This is a genomic window from Peptoniphilus sp. HCN-40583, assembly GCF_037892835.1.
Lineage (GTDB): Bacteria > Bacillota > Clostridia > Tissierellales > Peptoniphilaceae > Aedoeadaptatus > Aedoeadaptatus rachelemmaiella.
Genome location: NZ_JBBKBU010000015.1, coordinates 1 through 20,399, shown reverse-complemented (window position 1 = coordinate 20,399; position 20,399 = coordinate 1). Strand labels below are relative to the sequence as shown.

Genomic DNA, 20,399 nt, shown 5'->3' with positions numbered 1-20,399 from the left:
ACCTTTATGACTTTGCGGAATAGATGCCCTTTTTCGGAAAGCTGAGGCGGAAGGTGCTGCCGTGATGAAGCTGGCTCTTCACCTCGATGGTGCCCTTTAGGCTGTCCACATTGTGCTTGACAATGGCGAGACCCAGCCCCGTGGATTTTTCGTTGTAGCTGCGGGATTTATCCGCCATGTAAAAGCGCTCGTAGATGCGCCGTTGATCGTCGTAGGAGATGCCGATGCCCGTGTCCTGTATGGTGACGACGAAAGTTGATGCATCGTCTCCGTCTAAGACGATGCGCACATTGCCGCCTTTTACATTGTAGGCGATGGCGTTGTCCACCAAATTGCTTATAAGCTCCCGCATAAGGTCCGGATGGGTGTAGAGGCGGTTGTCCCGACCCGGTTGAAAGCCCAAATGGATCGCCTTCTGAGCAGCATCGGGCTCGTAGGATTTCAGCACATCCTTCACCAAGGCCTCCATGTCCACGACGCGGTATTCTTCCGGCCGATTCTTCTCTTCCAATCGGCTCATGCTGATAACGGCGTCGATGAGTTCAAAAAGCTTTTTCGATTCGTCGAGAATAATATCGAGAAACTTCTCCTGATCCTCCTCCGCCACCATGCCCGAACGCAAAAGCTCCGCGTAGCCGGAGATGGAGGTGAGGGGCGTTTTTAACTCGTGGGTCACATTGGATGTAAATTCCCGGCGGCTGCGCTCGGCCAAACTCTGTTGGGTTTCATCGATCATTAGAATCAGCATGCCGTAAAAGGCTCCGGCGTCGTTAAATATGGGATCGAAGAAAAACTTAATGACCACGCCGTCCATGGCGATTTTCTGTACGTCGTCTTTTTGATTGTCGAAGGCGCGGGAAAAGGCGTCGTAAAAATCCCGTTCCCGACACAAATAAAGGAGGTCCTTGCCCTGAAAATGAATGTAGAGGGAAGCGTTTAAGAGCTTCACCGCCGCCTCGTTTATGGAGACGATCTTTCGATCTTCGCCGACGAGGATCACTCCCTCGGTCATGTTCTCCACCATGTCGTTTAAGCCCGTGAGCCTTGAGGTTAAGCTTTCCAGTTGATGGCGCTGGCGCAAGGCTTCTTTTTTCAGGGCCTCTTCGTAGGTTTTGTGGAGGGGGCTCAGCGCCATTTTGTATTCCGGATCCCGAATGTAGCGACGAAAGTTTTGTATGAGAAAAACCCCTTCCTCTTCTTCCCGCTCCATCCAATAGATCAAAAGCAAGTAAAGGGCCATGCCTCCTGCCGCCGCGGCGATGACCCCATAGGGCAGGTAGTGGAAGGTGGAGGCCATCATGCTGTCGTGGGCCATGACCTCGATAAGCATGCTACCGCCTTCAAATACCGTGGTGCGAATGTATTGGGTTTCGAGAAAGCCTTTCGAATACACCGCCCAGCCGGCGCTCTCCTGCTCCTTGAGGGAGCTTTGTTTCGCATAGTCGACCAAGGCATCGGTGCGCTCGGAAAGGCTGTTGGTATAAAGCACCTTTCCTTCGCCGCTTAGGTAGACGATGCCGTCGTCTTTGTCGACGCTTCGGTTTTTTAAAAGGTGGAGGCGTTCGGATTCATCTGCCGTATGTATCAGGCGATTTGCCAATACGTCGAGGCGATTGACATTAGAACGAATCCCTCGATTATGGTAGTCGAGGGATGCGGCTATTTGAAATATAAAGGCAATCATAAACGCCATGAAAAAACTGAATCGACGTATCTTTTTGTTCATTCCTTATATCCTACTTTGTAACCGATGTTTCGAACGGTTTCAATCAGCGAGGCCTTCTCCTTCAACTTGTGACGCAAAGAAGCGATGTGCACATCCACGGTGCGGGACTCCCCTTCGAAGTCGTAGCCCCATACTCGGGCCATAATGCTCTCCCGATTTAAGACGATGTCTTTGTTCCTGAAAAGGTAGTAAAGAAGCTCAAATTCCTTGTAGGTCAGGTTAATGGGCTCGCCGTCTACAAGCACCGTGCGCTTCTTCTTGTCGATGACGACGCCGTCGATGGCGATGGACCCGTCGTCCTCTTCCTTCGGGGTGGTGCGGCGCAAAACGGCCTTCACCCGCGCCACCAATTCCAGCACGCTGAAGGGCTTGACGATGTAATCATCCGCCCCCTTGTCCAGACCCACGATTTTGTCCAACTCCGAAGACTTCGCCGTCAGCATAATGACGGGGATCTTTTCCGTGGCGGGATTTCGGCGGATCTTGCTCAATAGTGAGAGCCCGTCTTCTCCGGGAAGCATAATGTCCAGAAGCACGAGAGACGGCATTTTTTCGCCCATGGCTTCAAAGAGTTCCTCGCCGGAAGCGAATCCCTGCACATCGAAATCGCTGTTTTTCAGGGCATAGACGATTAAATCGCGAATGTTGCCCTCGTCTTCCACACAATAAATCATATTACACCCCGAAAGTTTCTACGCCCAGGTAATCTTTGTGGTGACCGGTCAAGGAGAATATGACCCACTCGCCGATGTTTTGCGCGTGATCCCCGACCCGCTCCAGGTACTTAGCGATTTGCAAAAGGTCCACCAATTCCTCGGGATCTTCTTTTCCACTTTGCAAATTGCCGATGAGTTTTTTCCGCACTTGCACAAAGAGATCGTCTACCACGTCGTCGTGATTGATGCACTGGGTGGCCAGGTCTTCGTCTTTTGTGATGAAGGCGTCTACCGCCATTTTAATCATGGCCGTGGATTCTTCAAACATGCGAGTGATTAAATCCGTGGTTACGGAAAGAGGCTTATCGTCCATGGTAAGAGAAATTTCGCAGATGTCCTGAGCGTGATCGCCGATGCGTTCCAAGTCCGTAATAATCTTTAAAGCCGCGGAGATAAAGCGTAAATCCCCCGCCACCGGCTGTTGCTTCAAAAGTAGCATGAGGCACATATCCTCGATCTGCCGCTCCATGCGATCCACGTCACGGTCGTTTTCGGATACGGCATCGGCCAGCTTTTTGTCTCGTTCTTTTAATGCCTTCATGGCATCGGCCACGGCTTGTTCCACCGCAGCAGCCATTTTTATCAACTGGGTATTTAATTCGTTTAATTCCAAATCGTATTGTTTTCTCATGCCATCCCCCTATTAACCGAAACGACCGGTAATGTAATCTTCCGTGCGCGTATCTTGCGGATTAGAAAACATTCTTTCCGTCGTATCCATTTCAATGACTTCTCCCGTAAGGAAAAATGCCGTCTTGTCCGATACCCGCGCCGCCTGTTGCATATTGTGGGTGACCATGACAATAGTATAATCCTTTTTCAAATCCTGTACCAGTTCCTCAATTTTTAATGTGGAAATCGGGTCCAGCGCCGAGGTGGGCTCGTCCATTAAAAGCACTTCCGGTTCCACGGCCAAGGCTCGGGCGATGCAAATCCGCTGTTGCTGTCCGCCGGATACCTCCGTGGCCCGTTGGTGGAGCTTGTCTTTCACTTCATCCCAAATAGCGGCGCCCTTTAAGGATCGCTCCACAATTTCGTTCAAATCGTTTTTATTTTTTATGCCGTGGGTCCTGGGACCATAGGCGATGTTGTCGTAAATGCTCATGGGAAAGGGGTTGGGGCTTTGAAACACCATGCCCACCCGCTTTCTCAGAAGGTTCACATCGTAGCCGGGCGCGTAAATATCTTCCCCGTCTAAGAGCATATGGCCTTCGATGCGGCAATCTTCCACCAAATCGTTCATGCGGTTAAGGCTCTTTAACATGGTGGATTTCCCGCAACCCGACGGGCCGATAAACGCCGTGATTTCATTACTCTTTATATCCAAATTGATCTTTTTTAACGCTTGAAAGTCGCCATACCACAAATCCACGTCGCTGACGAATAGTTTTGTCTCACTCATTTAATTGCCTCCTGCTAATTTCGATCCGATAAAGGAACTGAACGCGTTAATTAATAGGGTTAATACGATTAGAATAAAGCCCGTGGCAAATGCCTGATCCACAAACAGCCCTTCCGTGGAAAGGACGTACATGTGAAGAGACAAGGTGCGGCCCGAGGATAAAAGGCTTTTGGGCATGTCGGTGGTCGTCCCTAAGGTAAACATGAGGGCCGCCGTCTCGCCGACGCAGCGGCCGATGGCCAAAATGACGCCGGACAAAATCCCCGGCACGGCCACGGGAAGGACGACGCGAATAATGGTGCGAAGTTTTCCCGCCCCTAAGGCGAGGGAGCCGCTACGCAAACTGTCGTTGACGGCCATTAAGGCTTCTTCCGTGGAGCGAATGATTAAGGGCAGGATCATAATGGACAGAGTAAAGACCCCGGAAAGAATGGAATAACCCAGCTTCAAAGCGATGGAGAAAAACAACATACCGAAGAGGCCGTAGAGAATGGAGGGAATTCCGGAGAGGGTTTCCGTGGTGAGGCGAATCACTTCCACGATGCGGCTGCCTTTTTTTGCATATTCCACCAAATAAAAGCCGGTGAAGACGCCCAGCGGCGTGGCAATTAAAAGAGAGAGTGCCACGACGATGAGGGTGGTAATAATGGCGGGAAACATGGACACGTTCTCCGTGGTGTAGGTTTTTTCAAACATGGCTCCGTTTAAATGGGGTGCCCCTTTGAATACGATATAGCCGACGAGAATCATTAAGACGGCGAAGGTCGTAAAGGCCGCCGCGAGGATAAGGCCGCGAACAATGGCCGAGCGCGTTTTCATCAGTCCATCCTCCTTTTTACAACATTAAAGACAAGATTAATCAGCAAGATAAAGATGAAGAGCACCACGCCTGTGGCGATTAAGGCTTCTCGGTGGGCGCCGCTCGCGTAGGCCATTTCCAAGACGATGTTGGCCGTCATGGTCCGGGTGCCCATTTTTATGCTCTCAGGCACGATGGGCTGATTGCCTGCAATCATAATGACCGCCATGGTTTCGCCGATGGAGCGGCCGATGCCGAGAATGATCGCCGCCAAAATCCCCGACTTCGCCGCCGGCACCACCACCCGCATCAAGCTGCGTTCATGGGTGGCGCCTAAGGCCACGGAGCCTTGGTAGTAGGATGTGGGCACGGAACGCAGAGACGACTCAGAGAGGCCGATGATCGTGGGAAGAATCATGATCCCCAAAAGCACCGACGCCGTAAAGACCGTCATCCCCGTGCCGCCCCACCAACCGCGTACCATGGGCACAAAGACCATGAGGCCGAAGAAACCGTAGATAATCGAAGGGATCCCTGCCATGAGGTTCACAGCAGGCTTCAAAATTTTGTAAAGCCGACTCGGGCAGTAAAACGCCATGAACACGGCTGTCAAGACCCCGATGGGCACGCCGACGATAATCGATCCGATGGTGACGTAAACAGAGCCTACGATCATGGGCAGAATCCCGAACGACGGCGGTGAAGCCGTGGGCTTCCAATCCGTGCCCATTAAGAATTTAGCGATTCCCGTTTGTAAAATAAAGGGCACGCCGTTTTTAAAAATAAAGTAACAAATAACAATAATCGAGAAAACCGAGATGAGGGAGCAAAGCAGAAATATATACTCCCACGTCTTTTCAAAACCTTTTGAATGCATTCTCCTCCTCCTTTTCACGGCTACTTTATCAAGGTATTCTTAGGAAAAGATATGGCTTATGTAAAATCCATGTAAACAAAAAACAGGCGTCCGAAGACACCTGCTTTGATTTGTTTATTTTGCAAGATCGCCCCATGCGGTCATGTCGCCTTTAAAGATGCTTTTGATTTGTTCCAAGGTAATGTCTTTCGCCGGATTGTCTTTGTTGACGATGACGGCGATGCCGTCTTGTGCCAAGACCGTTCCTTGAACTTTGCTTTTTTCTTCATCTTTGAGTTCGCGGGAGCTCATGCCGATTTGTGCCGTTCCTTCGGCAGCGGCGGTGATCCCTGCGGAAGAACCGTTGGATTGAATTTGAATGTTGGCGCCGCTGTTCACTTTCTTGTAAGCTTCCACTAATTTTTCCATTAAGGGGGTGACGGAGGTGGAGCCTGCCACGGTGATTTCGCCGCTCACATTGCCGGGGGTGTAATCGCCCGCTTGTTCGTTCTTAACATAGCCTGCTTCTTCGGCAATGGCTTGGCCGTCTTTCGACAGAGCAAACTTGATAAAGTCGGCTTCCAAGGAGCCTTCCTTCGGTTCGCCTTTGGTGACCAAAAGGAAAGGACGAGCCAGTTTGTAGTCGCCGCTTAAAATGTTGGCCGCCGTCGCTTCCACACCTTCCAAAGTGAGGGCCTTGACCGTGTCGTTTAAAGAGCCAAGGGAAATGTAGCCGATGGCCGAGGGGTTGCCTGCCACGGTGGTCATAACGCCGTTGGTGGAGTTTTGTACCGTCGCCGATGCCGTGGTGTTGTCCACTTCTTGTTCGCCGTTCTTTTCCAAAAGACCGGTAATTTCGGTGAAGGCACCGCGGGTACCGGAGCCGTCTTCCCGGGTGATGACGGCGATTTGACCCAGCTTATCCAAGTCGCCAGCTTCCGCGCCCTTGGACGCGTTGGCGGTGTTTTTAGAATTATTTGTCGCCTGATCGTTGCCGCCCTTGGCGTTGTTGCCGGAGCCTGCGCATGCGACAAGACTCAGTGCCAAGAGAGAGGCCCCGATGGCCAGTTTTACATTTTTAAATTTCATCCTTTGATTCCTCCTATAAAAAATCTTCATCAACTAAATGCATTGTATCGGCCACCTATTAAACCGATATGATTTCAATGTAAAGAGGATGTAAATCTTTTCGGAGCAGGATTTACAATAGCTCGTCGATATCGTGGATCATGTCTCGCGGTTCCCGATCCGATGGGAAATGGCTACGCAAGTGGCCGTCGCGATCGATGAGAAACTTCTCAAAATTCCAATGAATGGGATCGTCGCCTTCGTTTAAGGCGACAAAAAGCGGGTGGGCCTCCTCCCCTACGACATTTACCTTTGAAAACATGGGAAAGGTAACACCGAATTGAGATTGTACAAATTCCTCGATTGCCGCCTCGTCTTCCGGCTCCTGCCCACCGAATTGATTGCAGGGAAAGCCCAATACGACAAAGCCGTCGTCTTTGTAGCGCTCGTAGATGCGCTGAAGCCCTTCGTACTGATGGGTACACCCACAGAGACTGGCCGTATTCACCACCAAGACCACCTGGCCATCGTAGCGATTCAAATCGACCACATCGCCGTGAATATCCTTCGCGGAAATCGAATAAAAATTCATACTATCCCTCCTTCCCAATAGTATACGCTAAAATGATTGCTTTATCAATTTAAAACAAAAGCATTATTGCACGTTAATTACCATCTACCTTCGGAAGAGACCATTCAAAAAAAAATCAACCTTTTGACCGATCGCTGCGCGTTCGTTGTAATTAAAATAAGGACATTGCAATTTAAGAATGTCCGAAATCGATGTAAAAGATGTAAAAAAAGAAGTTGAGTAAACTCAACTGCTGATTTTTTTATTTTCATAATAAATTCCTACGCGCGACGACGGTGCGCGTTTATCCATAAGCCTTCGTATACGTTTAAGACAGCCCTCGCAAAATCGTTGTCGGTATAGATCTCTGACGCTCCTTTTATCAATCGGGTGCGCATGTATCTGAAGCCGTCTAAAAATTCCTTTTCATTTGTAAAAGACGTTCCGTTTATTCCTTCTTGAAGTACGCCATTCAAGCAATCGTCTCGTTGCACCAAGAGAGGCAGTCCCGCCGCCAAAGCTTCCATGTAGGTCAGGCCCTGGGTTTCTGCCTTGGACGCAGATACGAAGAGATCGCCCAGGGCGTAGTAGTTTTGTATCTCATCCCAGGGGACGCCACCGGTAAAGCATAGATTTCGAATAGCCATGTCTTTCGCTTGCATCTGCAGTCTTTCTTTTTCAGGGCCATCCCCTACGATCAACAGCTGCACGTCTTTCTCTTCCGTCTCCAGCCGTTTATAGTACTCCAGCAGCTTATCCGTCCTCTTCTCTTCCGCCAGCCTCCCGACGGATAACAACGTGTAGCCTGAGGATAAATTGAAGCGTTGCCTTAACCGTTCCACCTCCTTTGTGTCGTAGGATCTGAATTTATCGAGATTCAATCCCGTGGGCACCACGTGAACTTCGCGTATTACCCGGTAGCCGAACAGTTTTTTTCTCACCTTCTCCGTCGGAACGATGACGGCGTCGGAATAGTTGCAAAACCTCGCACTTAAAGCGCACACCATTCGCTTTAGGCCCTCTGTTTTCGGCAAGGGCAGATAATGAATGCAATCTTCATACATCGTATGGTAGCTATGGACGTGAGGAATGCCATATTTTTGCGCTACCTGCAAGCCCAATATGCCGACGGTAAATTCCGTTTGCGTGTGGATGACGTCAAGATGCATTTGCTTGCACTTATGGATCCAATAGGGCGCGACGACTAGGGCCAAATGTCTGTCTTTAACCATCATCGGGCTGACACTGGGCAGTCGATAGATGCGTTCTTTAGGTGCGCTCTGTGCATTTTTTGTTCGAGACGTAATCACATAGACGGTGTGACCCCTCCTTTCCAAGGCGCGTTTAAGCAAATAGGTAGAGTGGGCGACTCCGTTGATTTCGGGATAGTAGGTGTCTGTAAAGAGTCCGATTCGCATAATGCCTCCTTTTATTTGATTTTATCGGGGACCTATGGGATCGGTATAATTTTCTTGTAAAATGAATATAATTTTTTCGCACATCCGGCTCTTTATTTTATGTCTTCTTTTTTGATTTCTGCGTATGTAAAAAGGACCAAGCCGATGGCCTGGTCCTTTGTTTTATTTTAAGAGATTAGCCGTTTAAACGTTCGTAGCTTTCGAAGCGTTCTTTGGCGTTTCTTTCAGCTGCTTCGTAAAGTGCTTCTGCACGTTCGGGGAACAGCTTCTTCAAGGACGTGTAACGAACTTCGCCTTCGAGGAATTCTCTGTAAGGTTTCGTCGGAGCCTTGGAGTCTAAGCTGAAGGGGTTCTTGCCTTCATCTTTGAGGGTCGGGTTGTATCTGTACAGGTGCCAGTAACCGGTATCCACTGCTTTCTTTTCTTCAGCGATGGAAACGCCCATACCTTGGCGAATGCCGTGGTTGATACAGGGAGCGTAAGCGATTACTAAGGAAGGTCCGTTGTAAGCTTCAGCTTCTTTAATGGCCTTGAGGGCTTGGTTCTTGTCGGCGCCGATGGCGATTTGTGCGACGTAAACGTAGCCGTAGCTGGTCATCATGAGACCTAAGTCTTTCTTGCGAACTTCCTTACCGTTGGATGCGAATTTTGCAACTGCAGCCGTCGGGGTAGCCTTGGACGATTGACCACCGGTGTTGGAGTAAACTTCGGTATCGACAACCATGACGTTGATGTTTTCGCCGCTGGCCAATACGTGGTCTAATCCGCCGTATCCGATGTCGTATGCCCAACCGTCACCGCCGAAGATCCATTGCGACGGTTTGATTAAGACGCGTTTCATGCTGTTGATGGAAGCCAAGAGCTTGTCAGCTTCAGCATTGCCGGTCTTCTTGTCGAGCAAGGGAAGAATCTTAGCCGTAGCAGCCTTGGTAACTTCGTAGCTGTCGGAGTCTTCCAACCAAGCGTCGAATGCTTTGGCGATTTCTTCGTCAGCACCTAATTCCTTGAATTCTTCCATGTGTTTCTTAATGGTTGCTCTTTGTTGATCAACTGCAACCTTCATGCCGTAGCCGTATTCTGCGTTGTCTTCGAACAAGGAGTTAGCCCAAGAGGGACCTTGGCCCTTGTGGTTGGTGCAGTAAGGCATACTCGGTGCGGAACCGCCCCAGATCGAGCTACAACCCGTTGCGTTTGCAATCATCATGTGATCGCCGAAGAGTTGAGTAACTAATTTGATGTAGGGGGTTTCACCACAGCCTGCACAAGCGCCGGAGAATTCCAGGTGAGGCATGTGGAATTGCGAGTTCTTGACATTGTCTGCAGGAATTTGATCTTGCTTGGAAGATACGGTTTCTGCAAACTTCCAGTTGTCAGCTTGTTTTTCGAATTCATCTTCGAAGGGAACCATGACAAGTGCTTTTTCCTTTGCGGGGCAAACTTGTGCACAGTTACCGCAACCGGTACAGTCGAGGGGAGAAACTTGAATGCGGTATTCAAAGCCTTCAAGGCCCTTACCGTTGGGTTTCTTCGTTTCGAAGGATGCCGGTTTCTTCGCTGCTTCTTCTTCGTCTAACAAGAAGGGACGAATAACAGCGTGGGGGCAAACAAAGGAACATTGGTTACATTGGATACAGTTTTCAATCTTCCATTCGGGAATGTTGACTGCGATACCGCGTTTTTCGTATCTGGAAGTACCGGCCATAAAGGTACCGTCTTCCATGCCGACGAATGCACTGACGGGAAGGTCATTACCTTCTTGGCGAGTCATGGGAACGAGGATGTCGTTAATGAATGCCGGTGCGCCTTCGATTTCGTGGGATTCGGTTTCGCTTAAGTTTGCCCATTCTTTCGGGTAGTTAACCTTTTGAGCAGCGTTCATACCTGCGTCAACTGCAGCGTAGTTCATGTTGACGATGTCTTCGCCCTTGTGACCGTAGTCTTTGACGATGGCTTCTTTTAACTTTTCAGCTGCAACTTCTTCGGGAAGAACTTCAGAAAGTTTGAAGAATGCTGCTTGCATAACCATGTTGGTACGGTTACCTAAGCCGACTTCGCCTGCGATCTTCGTTGCGTTGATGATGTAGAAGTCTACGTCGTTTGCAGCGATGGAGTGCTTCAAGCTTGCGGGAAGATTTTCTTCTAATTCAGCTTCATCCCAGGTGGTGTTCAATAAGAAGGTACCGCCTTTTTTGATGCCGCGAAGCAAGTCGTATTGGTGTACGTAGGATTGCTTGGAGCAGGAGATGAAGTTTGCGGAAGTTAACAAGTAGGTAGAAGTAATCTTGTTGTGACCGAAACGCAAGTGGGACATGGTAACGCCGCCGGATTTCTTCGAGTCATAGTCGAAGTAACCTTGTGCATACATGTCGGTGCCGTCGCCGATGATCTTGATGGCGCTCTTGTTTGCACCGACGGTACCGTCGGAACCAAAGCCCCAGAATTTACAACCGATGGTTCCTTCCGGTTCGGTGTGAATTTCTTCATCGATGGAAAGGGACAGGTTGGTAACATCATCGACAATACCGATGGTGAAGCCGTTTTTCGGTTCGCTTGCACGCAGGTTCTTGAAGACTGCGAGAATTTGAGACGGGGTGGTGTCCTTGCTGCCTAAGCCGTAGCGGCCGCCGATAATAACGGGACGATCGTCGCGGTCATAGTACATGTCTTTGACGTCGAGCATTAAGGGTTCGGCAGTTGCGCCTTTTTCCTTGGTGCGGTCTAAGACAGCCACTCTCTTGACACTCTTCGGCATGGCGTCGAGGAAGTGTTTCTTGGAGAAGGGACGATAGAGGTGAACTTTCAGTAAACCGACTTTTTCGCCCTTAGCGTTTAAGTAGTCTACAACTTCTTCAATGGTTTCGGTTACAGAACCCATAGCTACGATGACGTCTTCTGCATTTTCGTCGCCATAGTAGTTAAACAGTTCGTAGTTTCTGCCGGTTAATTCGGAGATTTGCTTCATGTAATCTTCGGTGATACCGATGATGTCCGTGTAGAAGTGGTTGGCAGCTTCTACTTCTTGGAAGTAAATGTCCGGGTTTTGTGCAGTACCGCGAACTTCGGGATCTTGGGGAGCCAAAGCGCGTGCTCTAAATGCATTCACTGCGTCCATGTCGACGAGTTTTGCCAAGTCGTCGTATTCGAGGACTTCGATCTTTTGGATTTCATGGGAAGTACGGAAACCGTCGAAGAAGTGAACGAAGGGAACGCGGCCTTTAATGGCGGCTAAGTGAGCAACACCGGCTAAGTCCATGGCTTCTTGTACGGAACCGGAAGCGAGTAATGCAAAACCGGACGCACGAGCGGCCATAACGTCTTGGTGGTCACCGAAAATGCTCAGTGCGTGGCTAGCTAATGCACGAGCTGCAACGTGGAATACGCCGGGAAGTAATTCCCCTGCGATCTTGTACATGTTCGGGAGCATCAAGAGGAGACCTTGAGATGCGGTGTAGGTCGTGGTCAAAGCACCTGCTTGAAGTGCACCGTGTACGGCACCTGCGGCGCCGGCTTCGGATTGCATTTCCTTTACAGATACTTCGTTGCCGAAAATATTCTTTCTGTGATTACTGGCCCAGGCATCAATATGTTCTGCCATCGGGGATGAGGGCGTGATCGGGTAGATGCACGCTAAGTCAGAGAACGCATAAGCCACGTGCGCGGCGGCTGTGTTCCCGTCCATTGTTTTCATCGTCTTTGCCATTTCAACCTCCTAATATAACAACATTATCCTATGACTCAATTATATCAGTCATTAATTGAATTTCAAGTCGTTGACCGAAGTATTCAATATTTCAATCTGTTAAAAAACGAACATGCTACTGCCACGGATTTTTTTGTCGTTATGGCGCACAATCTTTAATGGTTGAGTTCATTTCTTTCGATGGATTCCAGCACCCGTTGGTTCAATGCCTCCGCCGCGTTGTAGCCCATTAATTTCTGTTTAAAGTTTCTGGTGGCGATTTCAATAATCATGGAGGTGTTCCTGCCGGTGCGCATGGGAATTTCGATCTTAGGCACAGACTTTCCGAGGATGTCGATTTTATCGTCTTCCATGCCCAAGCGGTTGTAGTCGGCAAAGTCGTCCCATTGTGTTAACTCAATGACCAGTTCCACCTCTTTTTCTTCCATAATGCAGCCGATGCCGAAGAGGCGCTCCACGTCGATGATGCCGATGCCGCGAATTTCCATAAAGTGGCGGGTGATGCTCGGCGAGGTGCCGATAAGGCGATTGTCCAGCATGCGGATCAGGACGGAATCGTCGGCGATGAGTTTGTGGCCGCTGACGATAAGATCCAAGGCCGTTTCCGATTTACCGATGCCGCTTTCCCCGGTGATTAAGACCCCGACGCCGTAAATGTCGAGTAGGATGCCGTGTTTTCTGATGGAGGGGGCCAATGCCCGTTGCATGTACGTAATGAGTTTGTACAGGGCGACGCTTGTGGAATCGGGGGTGCGCAGGATGGTGCAGTTGTTTTCTTTGGCGTACGTGCGCATTTCCGGGAAGATCTCTTGATTTTTCGTAATGATCAGCACCGTAATCATGTGTTCAAAAAAGGTCTTCAGCCGCAAGTCCCGCACTTTCGGATCCAGCCCTTTTAAATAGCACCACTCGGCGCCGCCGATGACTTGGATGCGGTCGGCGACAAATTTCGTGTAAAAGCCGCAAAGTTGAAGGCCCGGTCGATTGCATTCCGACGAGTACAGGCGAACGGCGCGGGTGTTGTCCGCCTGTTGGATGACTTCGTAATCGTTGTCTGCGATCAGTTGTTGTACGCTGATACTTCTTTTTTTATTGTTCATCTTTACCTCCGTGAAAGTGATCGACCAATGATTGTGCCGCGGCTTTTGTCATGCCGTCCACCGATGCCAGTGTCTCTACATCGGCACTTTTGATTTTCGACAGGGACTGAAAGGCCTGCATCAGGGCTTGTTTCCGCTTGGGCCCGATGCCGGGGATTCCGTCAAGTTCCGACTGAAAGCTCGACTTGGACCGAAGGCTCCTGTGGTAGGTGATGGCGAAGCGGTGAGCCTCTTCCTGAATTTGATAGATAAGGCGGTAGACAGGCGAATTTTTCGCCACGCGAATTTCTTTCTTATTATAATAAATGCCTCGGGTTTTGTGAAAGTCGTCTTTCACCAGGCCGGCCACGGGGATGTTTAGATTTAATTCTTCCAAAACCGTTAATGCCTGGGTTACCTGTCCTTTTCCCCCGTCCATCAAGATAAGATCGGGGAATTTGGCGAAGCCTTTGCTTTCGCCGAGGCCCGCTTGCTCTCTCAGGCCTCGTTTAAAGCGGCGGCTAAGCACTTCCCTTAAGGATGCGTAGTCGTCGGGTCCCACCACGTCTTTGATGCGAAAGCGGCGGTAATCGGTTTTCTTCGGCAGACCGTCTTCGAAGACCACCATGGAGCCCACGGATTCCACGCCGGAGATGTTGGAGATGTCGTAGGCTTCGATGCGACGGATGGATTCCCCCATGGCCAAGGCGTCCTGCAATGTTTCCAGCGTGTTTTCCACGTTTTTTTGTTTCGTACGCATTTGATCGGCGTGCTTGTCCAGCATGTCGATGGCATTTTTTCGCACCATGGTCATGATCTGCTTCTTCTCGCCGATTTTCGGCACGGCAATGTGCACATTGGCGCCCTTTTTCTCCGTAAGCATGGCCTCGACGAGTTCCCGCTCATCGAAGTAGTCGTGGACGTAAAGTTTCCCCGGAATGTAGGCAGTGCCGTGGTAAAACTGGGCGATAAAGGCTTTTAACAGTTGCCCCGGGCTGTCGCCGTAGGGATTTTCCATAAAGAAATGCTCCCTGCCCATGTTTTTTCCCCGGCGGAAGAAGAAGATTTGGATGCACGCATCTCGCCCCTGAGCCGCGAGGCCGATGACGTCGAATTCGTCGTCTTTTCCTGCCGCCGTAATGCGCTGCTTTTCCGTTAACGTGTAAAGGGCTTGAAGCTTATCCCGAATGGCCGCCGCCCTTTCAAATTCCAGGGCCTTGCTCGCCGCCTGCATCTCCTCTTCCAAGGCGTCGAGAAAAGGCACTTTCTTGCCGTCGAGAAAATCTTCGATGCCTTGAATGTAGCCGGCGTAATCTTCGGCGGATATGGCGCCGATGCAGGGGCCGGCGCAGCGGTGGATGTGGTAGTTTAAGCAGGGCCTCACCACGGGATTGGGCTTCGATAAATCCAGTTTGCAGTTTCTCAAAGGGAAGCGCTCGTGGAGAATGTCGATGGCGGAATTTACCGCCAAGACGTCGGGGAAGGGGCCGTAGTATCGACCGCCGTCTTTTACGATGCGCCGCGTCTTCATGAGCCGCGGAAAGGGCTCGTTGGTGATTTTTATATAGGGGTACTGCTTGTCGTCTCGAAGTAAGATGTTGTATTTCGGCAAATACTCTTTAATTAAATTGGATTCCAGAATCAAAGACTCCAATTCGCTGGAGACGATGATGTATTCGAAGTCTTCGATGTGGGAGACCATGCTCCGCACTTTCTTGTCTTTTTTTCCGTAGGAGCCGACGTACTGCCGCACCCTTTTTTTTAAATTTTTCGCCTTGCCCACGTAAATAATTTGATCCAGCTTGTTTTTCATTAAGTAGACGCCGGGATCGTCGGGCAAGGTCTTTAATTTTTCTCTTATGGCCAATTGACTCATGACACGCTCCTCTTGGCTAGTAAAAAACTGACCCCATCGGTCAGTTTTAAAGTTGGATATTATTTTTTAAGCTTTCGAAGGTTTTCTCGCCGATGCCCGGCACTTCCTTTAAATCCTCCAAGGCGGTAAAGGGATGGGCCGTGCGGTATTCGATAATTTTATCGGCGGTCTTTTCACCGATGCCGGGCAAGCGCATCAGGTCTTCTTTCGACCCGTTTTGTATGCTCACCGGCCCAGTTTGAGCAGGTGACGGCCCGCCGGTGGCGACGACCGGCGCCTGTTCGCCCGCTTTGGGAATATAAAGTTTTTCCTCGTCGTTAAGCTTTTTCGCTAAATTAATTTGCGAGGTGTCGGCATTGCCTACGATGCCCCCTGCCGCCGTAATGCCGTCTTTGACGCGTGCGCCTTTTTCCAGCTCGTAGAGCCCGGGATTTTTTACGGCGCCGCCGATGTCCACGTAGATGGCGGAGCCGATGCCTTCCTCTTCCGCAGGTTGTGTTTCTTTAAAATCGCTCTTCGCCACGTCCCCGTTTTCGATTACAAAGGAAGGTTCCTCGGCCCCCGCCGCCTTCAAACGATAATGGTAGTAGGACACGGTGAGAACCAAGAGGCACAGGGATGCGAAGGCCAGAATCTTTTCCCGATCGGTAAGCTTCATACAACCTCCGAAGATGCTATTTTACGCGCGCAATGGCTTCCGCTTCGATGACCACATTTTTCGGAAGTGCGGTGACGGCGACGCAGCTGCGGGCCGGCCTGTGTTCCGTAAAAAATTCCCCATAGACTTCATTGATCGCCGAAAATTGATCCATGTCCAAAATAAAGAGATTCACCTTCATGACGTGGTTTAAGTCGGAGCCGGCGGCTTCCAGGAGATTCTTTACATTCGTAAGGCATTGGCGCGTGGCTTCTTTGATGTCGGTTTTGACTTCCCCGGTTTTCGGATCCACGGGAATTTGACCGGATAAGTACACGACGCCGCCGTCTTCCATCGCTTGGGAATAGGGACCAATGGCCGCCACGGTTTTATCCGTTTGAATCATTTTCATTGGTCTGCCTCGCTTTCTTCCTTGTCTTTGCTCCACAGCCGTTCCAAATTGTAGAACTCACGCATATCCCTATGGAAAATATGCACGATGACGTCGCCGTAATCCAAAATGATCCAGCGGGATTGGCCGTTGCCTTCGTGATGGTAGGTGTGATAGCCCGCTTCGGCCATTTTATCTTCCACTTCTTCGGCGATGGCGTTTAATTGAGGTGTCGAGCCGCCACTGATGACGACGAAGTAATCGGCAATGGCCGTCATGTCGCGAATATCCAAGGTTTGAATATCCGCACCTCCTCTGGCATCGGCGCTTTTTTCGATAATGTCTAACATGGCTTGAATCGTGTCTTTGCTCATAATAACCTCCTCATCTTATTTGTACCCTATTACTTTTGCTTTACGTTCATTTTGTAGAATAATTGATCCGCCCCATCGAAGTCCACGATGTAATAGCTCAGGCCGCCGATCATGTCCGCCGTGCCCGGAACCGTCGCCGTTTGGAGATTTTCTTCGCCGATGGAGACCATGGTCAGCCCCATGCGGGATACTTTCGACAGGGGCATATTGCTCGTGGTGTTATCCATGTAGCTCACCAAGAGAGAGGGCGCATGAAGCACCCCTTTGGAGCTTTTCACTTTTTGTACAAAGGCGGACATAAATGCCTGTTGCGCCTTCACGCGGTCTAGGTCGGCATTTTTGTAGCCCTTTCTGAAGCGCAGAAACTGCATGGCCTGATCCCCGTTCAGGTGTTGATGGCCTTTTTTCAGATGAATAGACAAAGGCGGATCCGCCGAGGGATCTTCGTAGTCCATGTCCATGGGCACATAGACGTCGATGCCGTCGACGATGTTTACCACGTCTTTCACGAAGGCGTAGTCCACGACGATGTAATAAGGAATGTTTAAGTCGAAGTTTTTATTTACGGTTTCCAGGGCCAAGTCGGCCTTGCCGAAGGCATAGGCGTGATTTAATTTCGTCTTGCCGTGATCCTTGATTTTCACACGGGAATCCCGCGGCAAAGAGATCAAGGATGCGGTTTTATTTTCTCCGTCCACGTCCAGAACCATCATGACGTCGCTACGGGTATTTTGTGCTTTTTTAGAATCTAAACTGTCCACGCCAATTAAGAGGACCTGAAATTTTTCATTGCTGTTTTTTAAATCGCTGATCCAGGTCTTCACCTCGGAATCATCGCCCATATTCGTGTAAAAATTCAGGGCTACGACGGCGACAAAGACGATTAACAGCGTGAGGAAAAATCCTCGAAAGAAGCTTTTCATCTTAATTTCTCCATGTAATCATTGTAACAGCGGACGGTATCTAAATGAATGGTGGTGCCGCGCTCAATCAGAAAGAGCAAATTGCCCTGCACCGAAGCGGCCATGGCCTCCGTTAAATCGGCTTCGGCTTTTTTCCGCAAATCTTCCACGCCGTCGAAGTTTCGCATGGGCTCCAGGTAGTCGGCTAAAAATACCACCTCTTCCACCGGCGACATGTTTTCCGTCCCCGTGGTGTGGTAGCGAATGGCCCGAAGGATTTCCTCATCGTCGATGCCGTAGTCGACTCGCGCCGCCTCCGCCGCCACATAAGCGTGGAGCACTTGTGGAAAGGCCTTAAAACTGTCCAAGTCCTTCACCTGAAGGCGCCGGGCCTCTTGCCACAAGCGGTCCTTGTCCTTGAATTTACAAATATCGTGAAACAAAGCCGCCGTCTTCGCTTTTTCTACATCGACGCCGTGGATTTTTGCGAGCATCTCCGCCATTTCCGTGACGCGCAAAATATGTTTGTATCGTTTTTCGCCGATGGCTTCGACGATTTGATCAAATGCTGGCCCTTTCAATAGATGTAAAACCTCTTCTTCCTGATATAGGCCATGACGTCGTCGGGAATGAAATACTTCACCGACTTGCCTTGGCGTATGCGATTTCTTAAGCCCGTAGAAGATATTTCCAATAGGGGCGTATCGATTAACACCACATCTGCATCGTAGGTGGTTTTGAGGTGGCGAATTTCCTCGCGAATGGCTTCTTTCGTAATAGCCCCGTCCCCGGGACGCACGGCCACGGCAAATTGTGTCAACTTCGCCAGGGCGTCGAAGCGCTTCCAGGTCTTTAAGTCCTGTAAAATGTCGGAGCCTAAGAAGAAGTAAAATTCCGCTTCCGGATAGATTCTCTTCAGCGCGGTCAAGGTGTCCACGGAATAGGTGGTGGTGGTTTTCGTCACTTCCAGATCCGACGTTTCGAAATAGTAATTTCCCGCCACGGCAATGTCCACCATCTTGAGGCGCTCCTTGGCGGTAACGGAGTAATCCCGTTTGTGGGGTGCGTTGCCCGTAGGAATAAACAAGACCTTGTTTAGGCCCAAGTGGGCGCGCATGTACTCGCTCATCATTAAGTGGCCCATGTGAATGGGATTAAAGGAGCCGCCCATGATCCCGATTTTCATACTTACTCCAGAACGATGACGGGGTCTTCTTTGGCGGGGCGGTAGAGGGTGAGCTTGCTGCCGATGCCTTGGACGAACTCCGCATTCAATGCTTCGGTGAGGGTGGCCGCCGCCTCATTTAATTCCACCGCCGTGTTTTGCAGAAGGGCGATCTTCACCAATTCGTGGTCTTCAAGCAAATGGTCGATTTGCTCGATCACCCCCGGCGTTATGCCGTTTTTTCCTATTTGCATCAACGGCTTCATGCCGTGTGAAAGACGCTTCAGTTGCGCCCGTTGTTTTCCTGTAATCATAAACTCCCTACTCGAAAAATTCAAATTCATAATCCGCAATAAAGACGGACTCACCTTCTTCTATGCCCAGCTCCCGAAGCTTGTCGATGACGCCGTTTTTCCTGAGGTTTTCTTGGAAATAACGCAGGGAATCCCTATCGTCGAAGAAGGTGGAGCCCAAAAGGCGCTCGATGTACGGGCCGTCGACAATGTAGCGGCCGCCTTCTTTTCTCACCGAAATGCCCGGTTCTCTCTCTTCTTCTTCCACATAATAATCCTCGTCCAAGCTGTCGTATTCGATGTCCGTGTTCTGAAGCACCTCATAGACTTTGTAGAGCATGGGCTGAATATCTTTGGTGGTGGCGGCGGATCCGGAAAAGACCGTGTAGCCCCGTTCTTCCAGTTCGCTGCGCAGTGCCGCTTCCCTTTCCTGCGCCTCGGGCAGGTCCATTTTATTAATAAAGACGATTTGCGCCTTGTCCTTTAATGCGATGTTGTAGTCTTCAAGCTCCCGATTAATGGCCTCGAAATCCTCCAAGGGATCCCGATAATAGGCGCCGCTTCCGTCTAAAACGTGGATCAATACGCCGCTTCGCTCCACGTGGCGCAAAAAGTCGTGGCCCAAGCCCACGCCATCGGAGGCCCCTTCGATGAGGCCTGGAATGTCTGCACAGACGAAGCTCTTCCCCGGGCCCAAATAGACCACGCCTAAATTCGGCGAAAGGGTAGTAAATTCGTAATTGGCGATTTTCGGCTTCGCACTGGAAATGACGGAGAGCAAGGTGGATTTACCTACATTGGGAAAGCCCACGAGCCCCACATCGGCGAGAAGCTTCAGCTCCAAGACAATGGTGCGCTCTTGGCCCTTAAAGCCCATTTGCGCAAAGGTCGGCGCCTGGCGGGTGCTGGTTGTGTAGCGGGCGTTGCCCTTGCCGCCGCCGCCCCCTTGGGCGATGACGAAGCGTTGGCCCGCATCTTTCATATCGACGATGATTTTATTCGTCTTCTCATCCCGCACCAAGGTGCCTACGGGAACTTTCAACAGTATGTCTTCGGCATCGGCGCCGAATTGTTTTTTGCTGCGGCCGTTTTCTCCGTTTTCAGCTTTGTAAACCCGCTTGTAGCGAAAATCCATAAGCGTCCGCATGTTTTCGTCGGCGACGAGTACGACGCTTCCGCCGCGCCCGCCATCGCCGCCTGCCGGCCCTCCGGCGGGAACGTATTTCTCTCTGCGCCAAGCCACGGCGCCGTCACCGCCGTTGCCGGCTTTTACCGTAATGGTACACAAATCGACAAACATCTCACACCCCCAGTATGATTGGTATTATATCACAGTCCGATTTATGAAAAGATCTCCCATCTCTAAACTATGTATAAGAAAAAATAAACCGCAGATTTCTCTGCGGTTTCAGAGTGATGACAAAGG

Annotated in this window: 20 protein-coding genes; all 20 read right to left on the bottom strand. The window is 50.3% G+C overall.

The window, feature by feature from the left end; translation table 11 throughout:
- Positions 1-4: 4 nt before the first annotated feature.
- Entirely contained in the window at positions 5-1,726 is a 1,722-nt protein-coding gene (locus WKT05_RS05880; protein WP_340413316.1) for a sensor histidine kinase, read from the bottom strand.
- Positions 1,723-2,400, bottom strand: a complete 678-nt coding sequence (locus WKT05_RS05875) for a response regulator transcription factor (protein WP_340413315.1) — start codon at positions 2,398-2,400, stop codon at positions 1,723-1,725. The genes WKT05_RS05880 and WKT05_RS05875 overlap by 4 nt, the downstream gene beginning before the upstream one ends.
- A 1-nt stretch (position 2,401) precedes the next feature.
- Positions 2,402-3,073 carry a phosphate signaling complex protein PhoU gene (gene phoU / locus WKT05_RS05870; protein ID WP_215508218.1) on the bottom strand — a complete coding sequence of 224 codons (672 nt, stop codon included), beginning with the start codon at positions 3,071-3,073 and terminating at the stop codon, positions 2,402-2,404.
- A gap of 12 nt (positions 3,074-3,085) precedes the next feature.
- The gene (pstB, locus tag WKT05_RS05865; protein ID WP_215508219.1) at positions 3,086-3,844 is read right to left on the bottom strand and encodes a phosphate ABC transporter ATP-binding protein PstB; all 759 of its coding nucleotides are present in this window, start codon (positions 3,842-3,844) and stop codon (positions 3,086-3,088) included.
- Positions 3,845-4,663 (bottom strand): phosphate ABC transporter permease PstA, encoded by an 819-nt coding sequence (gene pstA, locus WKT05_RS05860; protein WP_215508220.1) that lies wholly within the window; start codon positions 4,661-4,663, stop codon positions 3,845-3,847.
- Positions 4,663-5,520: a phosphate ABC transporter permease subunit PstC gene (pstC, locus tag WKT05_RS05855; RefSeq protein WP_340413313.1), complete on the bottom strand. Its 858-nt coding sequence runs from the start codon at positions 5,518-5,520 to the stop codon at positions 4,663-4,665. Before pstC ends, pstA begins: the two co-directional genes overlap by 1 nt.
- Positions 5,521-5,634: 114 nt before the next feature.
- Entirely contained in the window at positions 5,635-6,588 is a 954-nt protein-coding gene (locus WKT05_RS05850; RefSeq protein WP_340413312.1) for a substrate-binding domain-containing protein, read from the bottom strand.
- Positions 6,589-6,700: 112 nt separating this feature from the next.
- A complete protein-coding gene (locus WKT05_RS05845) occupies positions 6,701-7,159 on the bottom strand; it encodes a glutathione peroxidase (protein WP_340413310.1) in 459 nt (152 codons plus the stop codon).
- A gap of 260 nt (positions 7,160-7,419) precedes the next feature.
- Positions 7,420-8,556, bottom strand: a complete 1,137-nt coding sequence (locus WKT05_RS05840; protein WP_340413309.1) for a glycosyltransferase family 4 protein — start codon at positions 8,554-8,556, stop codon at positions 7,420-7,422.
- A gap of 175 nt (positions 8,557-8,731) precedes the next feature.
- Positions 8,732-12,256, bottom strand: a complete 3,525-nt coding sequence (nifJ, locus tag WKT05_RS05835; RefSeq protein ID WP_340413308.1) for a pyruvate:ferredoxin (flavodoxin) oxidoreductase — start codon at positions 12,254-12,256, stop codon at positions 8,732-8,734.
- A 155-nt stretch (positions 12,257-12,411) separates the two neighbouring features.
- The gene (hprK, locus tag WKT05_RS05830) at positions 12,412-13,356 is read right to left on the bottom strand and encodes an HPr(Ser) kinase/phosphatase (RefSeq protein WP_340413307.1); all 945 of its coding nucleotides are present in this window, start codon (positions 13,354-13,356) and stop codon (positions 12,412-12,414) included.
- Positions 13,346-15,211, bottom strand: coding sequence for an excinuclease ABC subunit UvrC (gene uvrC, locus WKT05_RS05825; protein WP_340413306.1), 1,866 nt, complete (start codon positions 15,209-15,211; stop codon positions 13,346-13,348). The genes hprK and uvrC overlap by 11 nt, the downstream gene beginning before the upstream one ends.
- A 46-nt stretch (positions 15,212-15,257) precedes the next feature.
- On the bottom strand, positions 15,258-15,869 hold the full coding sequence (locus WKT05_RS05820) for a helix-hairpin-helix domain-containing protein (protein ID WP_340413304.1): 612 nt from the start codon (positions 15,867-15,869) through the stop codon (positions 15,258-15,260).
- Between the two features lie 16 nt (positions 15,870-15,885).
- Positions 15,886-16,260, bottom strand: coding sequence for a RidA family protein (locus tag WKT05_RS05815; protein WP_340413302.1), 375 nt, complete (start codon positions 16,258-16,260; stop codon positions 15,886-15,888).
- Entirely contained in the window at positions 16,257-16,613 is a 357-nt protein-coding gene (gene rsfS, locus WKT05_RS05810) for a ribosome silencing factor (RefSeq protein ID WP_340413301.1), read from the bottom strand. Before rsfS ends, WKT05_RS05815 begins: the two co-directional genes overlap by 4 nt.
- 29 nt (positions 16,614-16,642) lie before the next feature.
- Complete coding sequence (locus WKT05_RS05805; protein WP_340413300.1) at positions 16,643-17,536, bottom strand: LCP family protein; 894 nt, start codon at positions 17,534-17,536, stop codon at positions 16,643-16,645.
- Entirely contained in the window at positions 17,533-18,096 is a 564-nt protein-coding gene (yqeK, locus tag WKT05_RS05800; protein ID WP_215508231.1) for a bis(5'-nucleosyl)-tetraphosphatase (symmetrical) YqeK, read from the bottom strand. Before yqeK ends, WKT05_RS05805 begins: the two co-directional genes overlap by 4 nt.
- Complete coding sequence (gene nadD, locus WKT05_RS05795) at positions 18,093-18,701, bottom strand: nicotinate-nucleotide adenylyltransferase (RefSeq protein ID WP_340413299.1); 609 nt, start codon at positions 18,699-18,701, stop codon at positions 18,093-18,095. Before nadD ends, yqeK begins: the two co-directional genes overlap by 4 nt.
- A gap of 2 nt (positions 18,702-18,703) precedes the next feature.
- Positions 18,704-18,994, bottom strand: a complete 291-nt coding sequence (gene yhbY / locus WKT05_RS05790) for a ribosome assembly RNA-binding protein YhbY (RefSeq protein ID WP_215508233.1) — start codon at positions 18,992-18,994, stop codon at positions 18,704-18,706.
- Between the two features lie 7 nt (positions 18,995-19,001).
- Complete coding sequence (gene obgE, locus WKT05_RS05785; protein WP_340413298.1) at positions 19,002-20,273, bottom strand: GTPase ObgE; 1,272 nt, start codon at positions 20,271-20,273, stop codon at positions 19,002-19,004.
- Between the last annotated feature and the right edge of the window lie 126 nt (positions 20,274-20,399).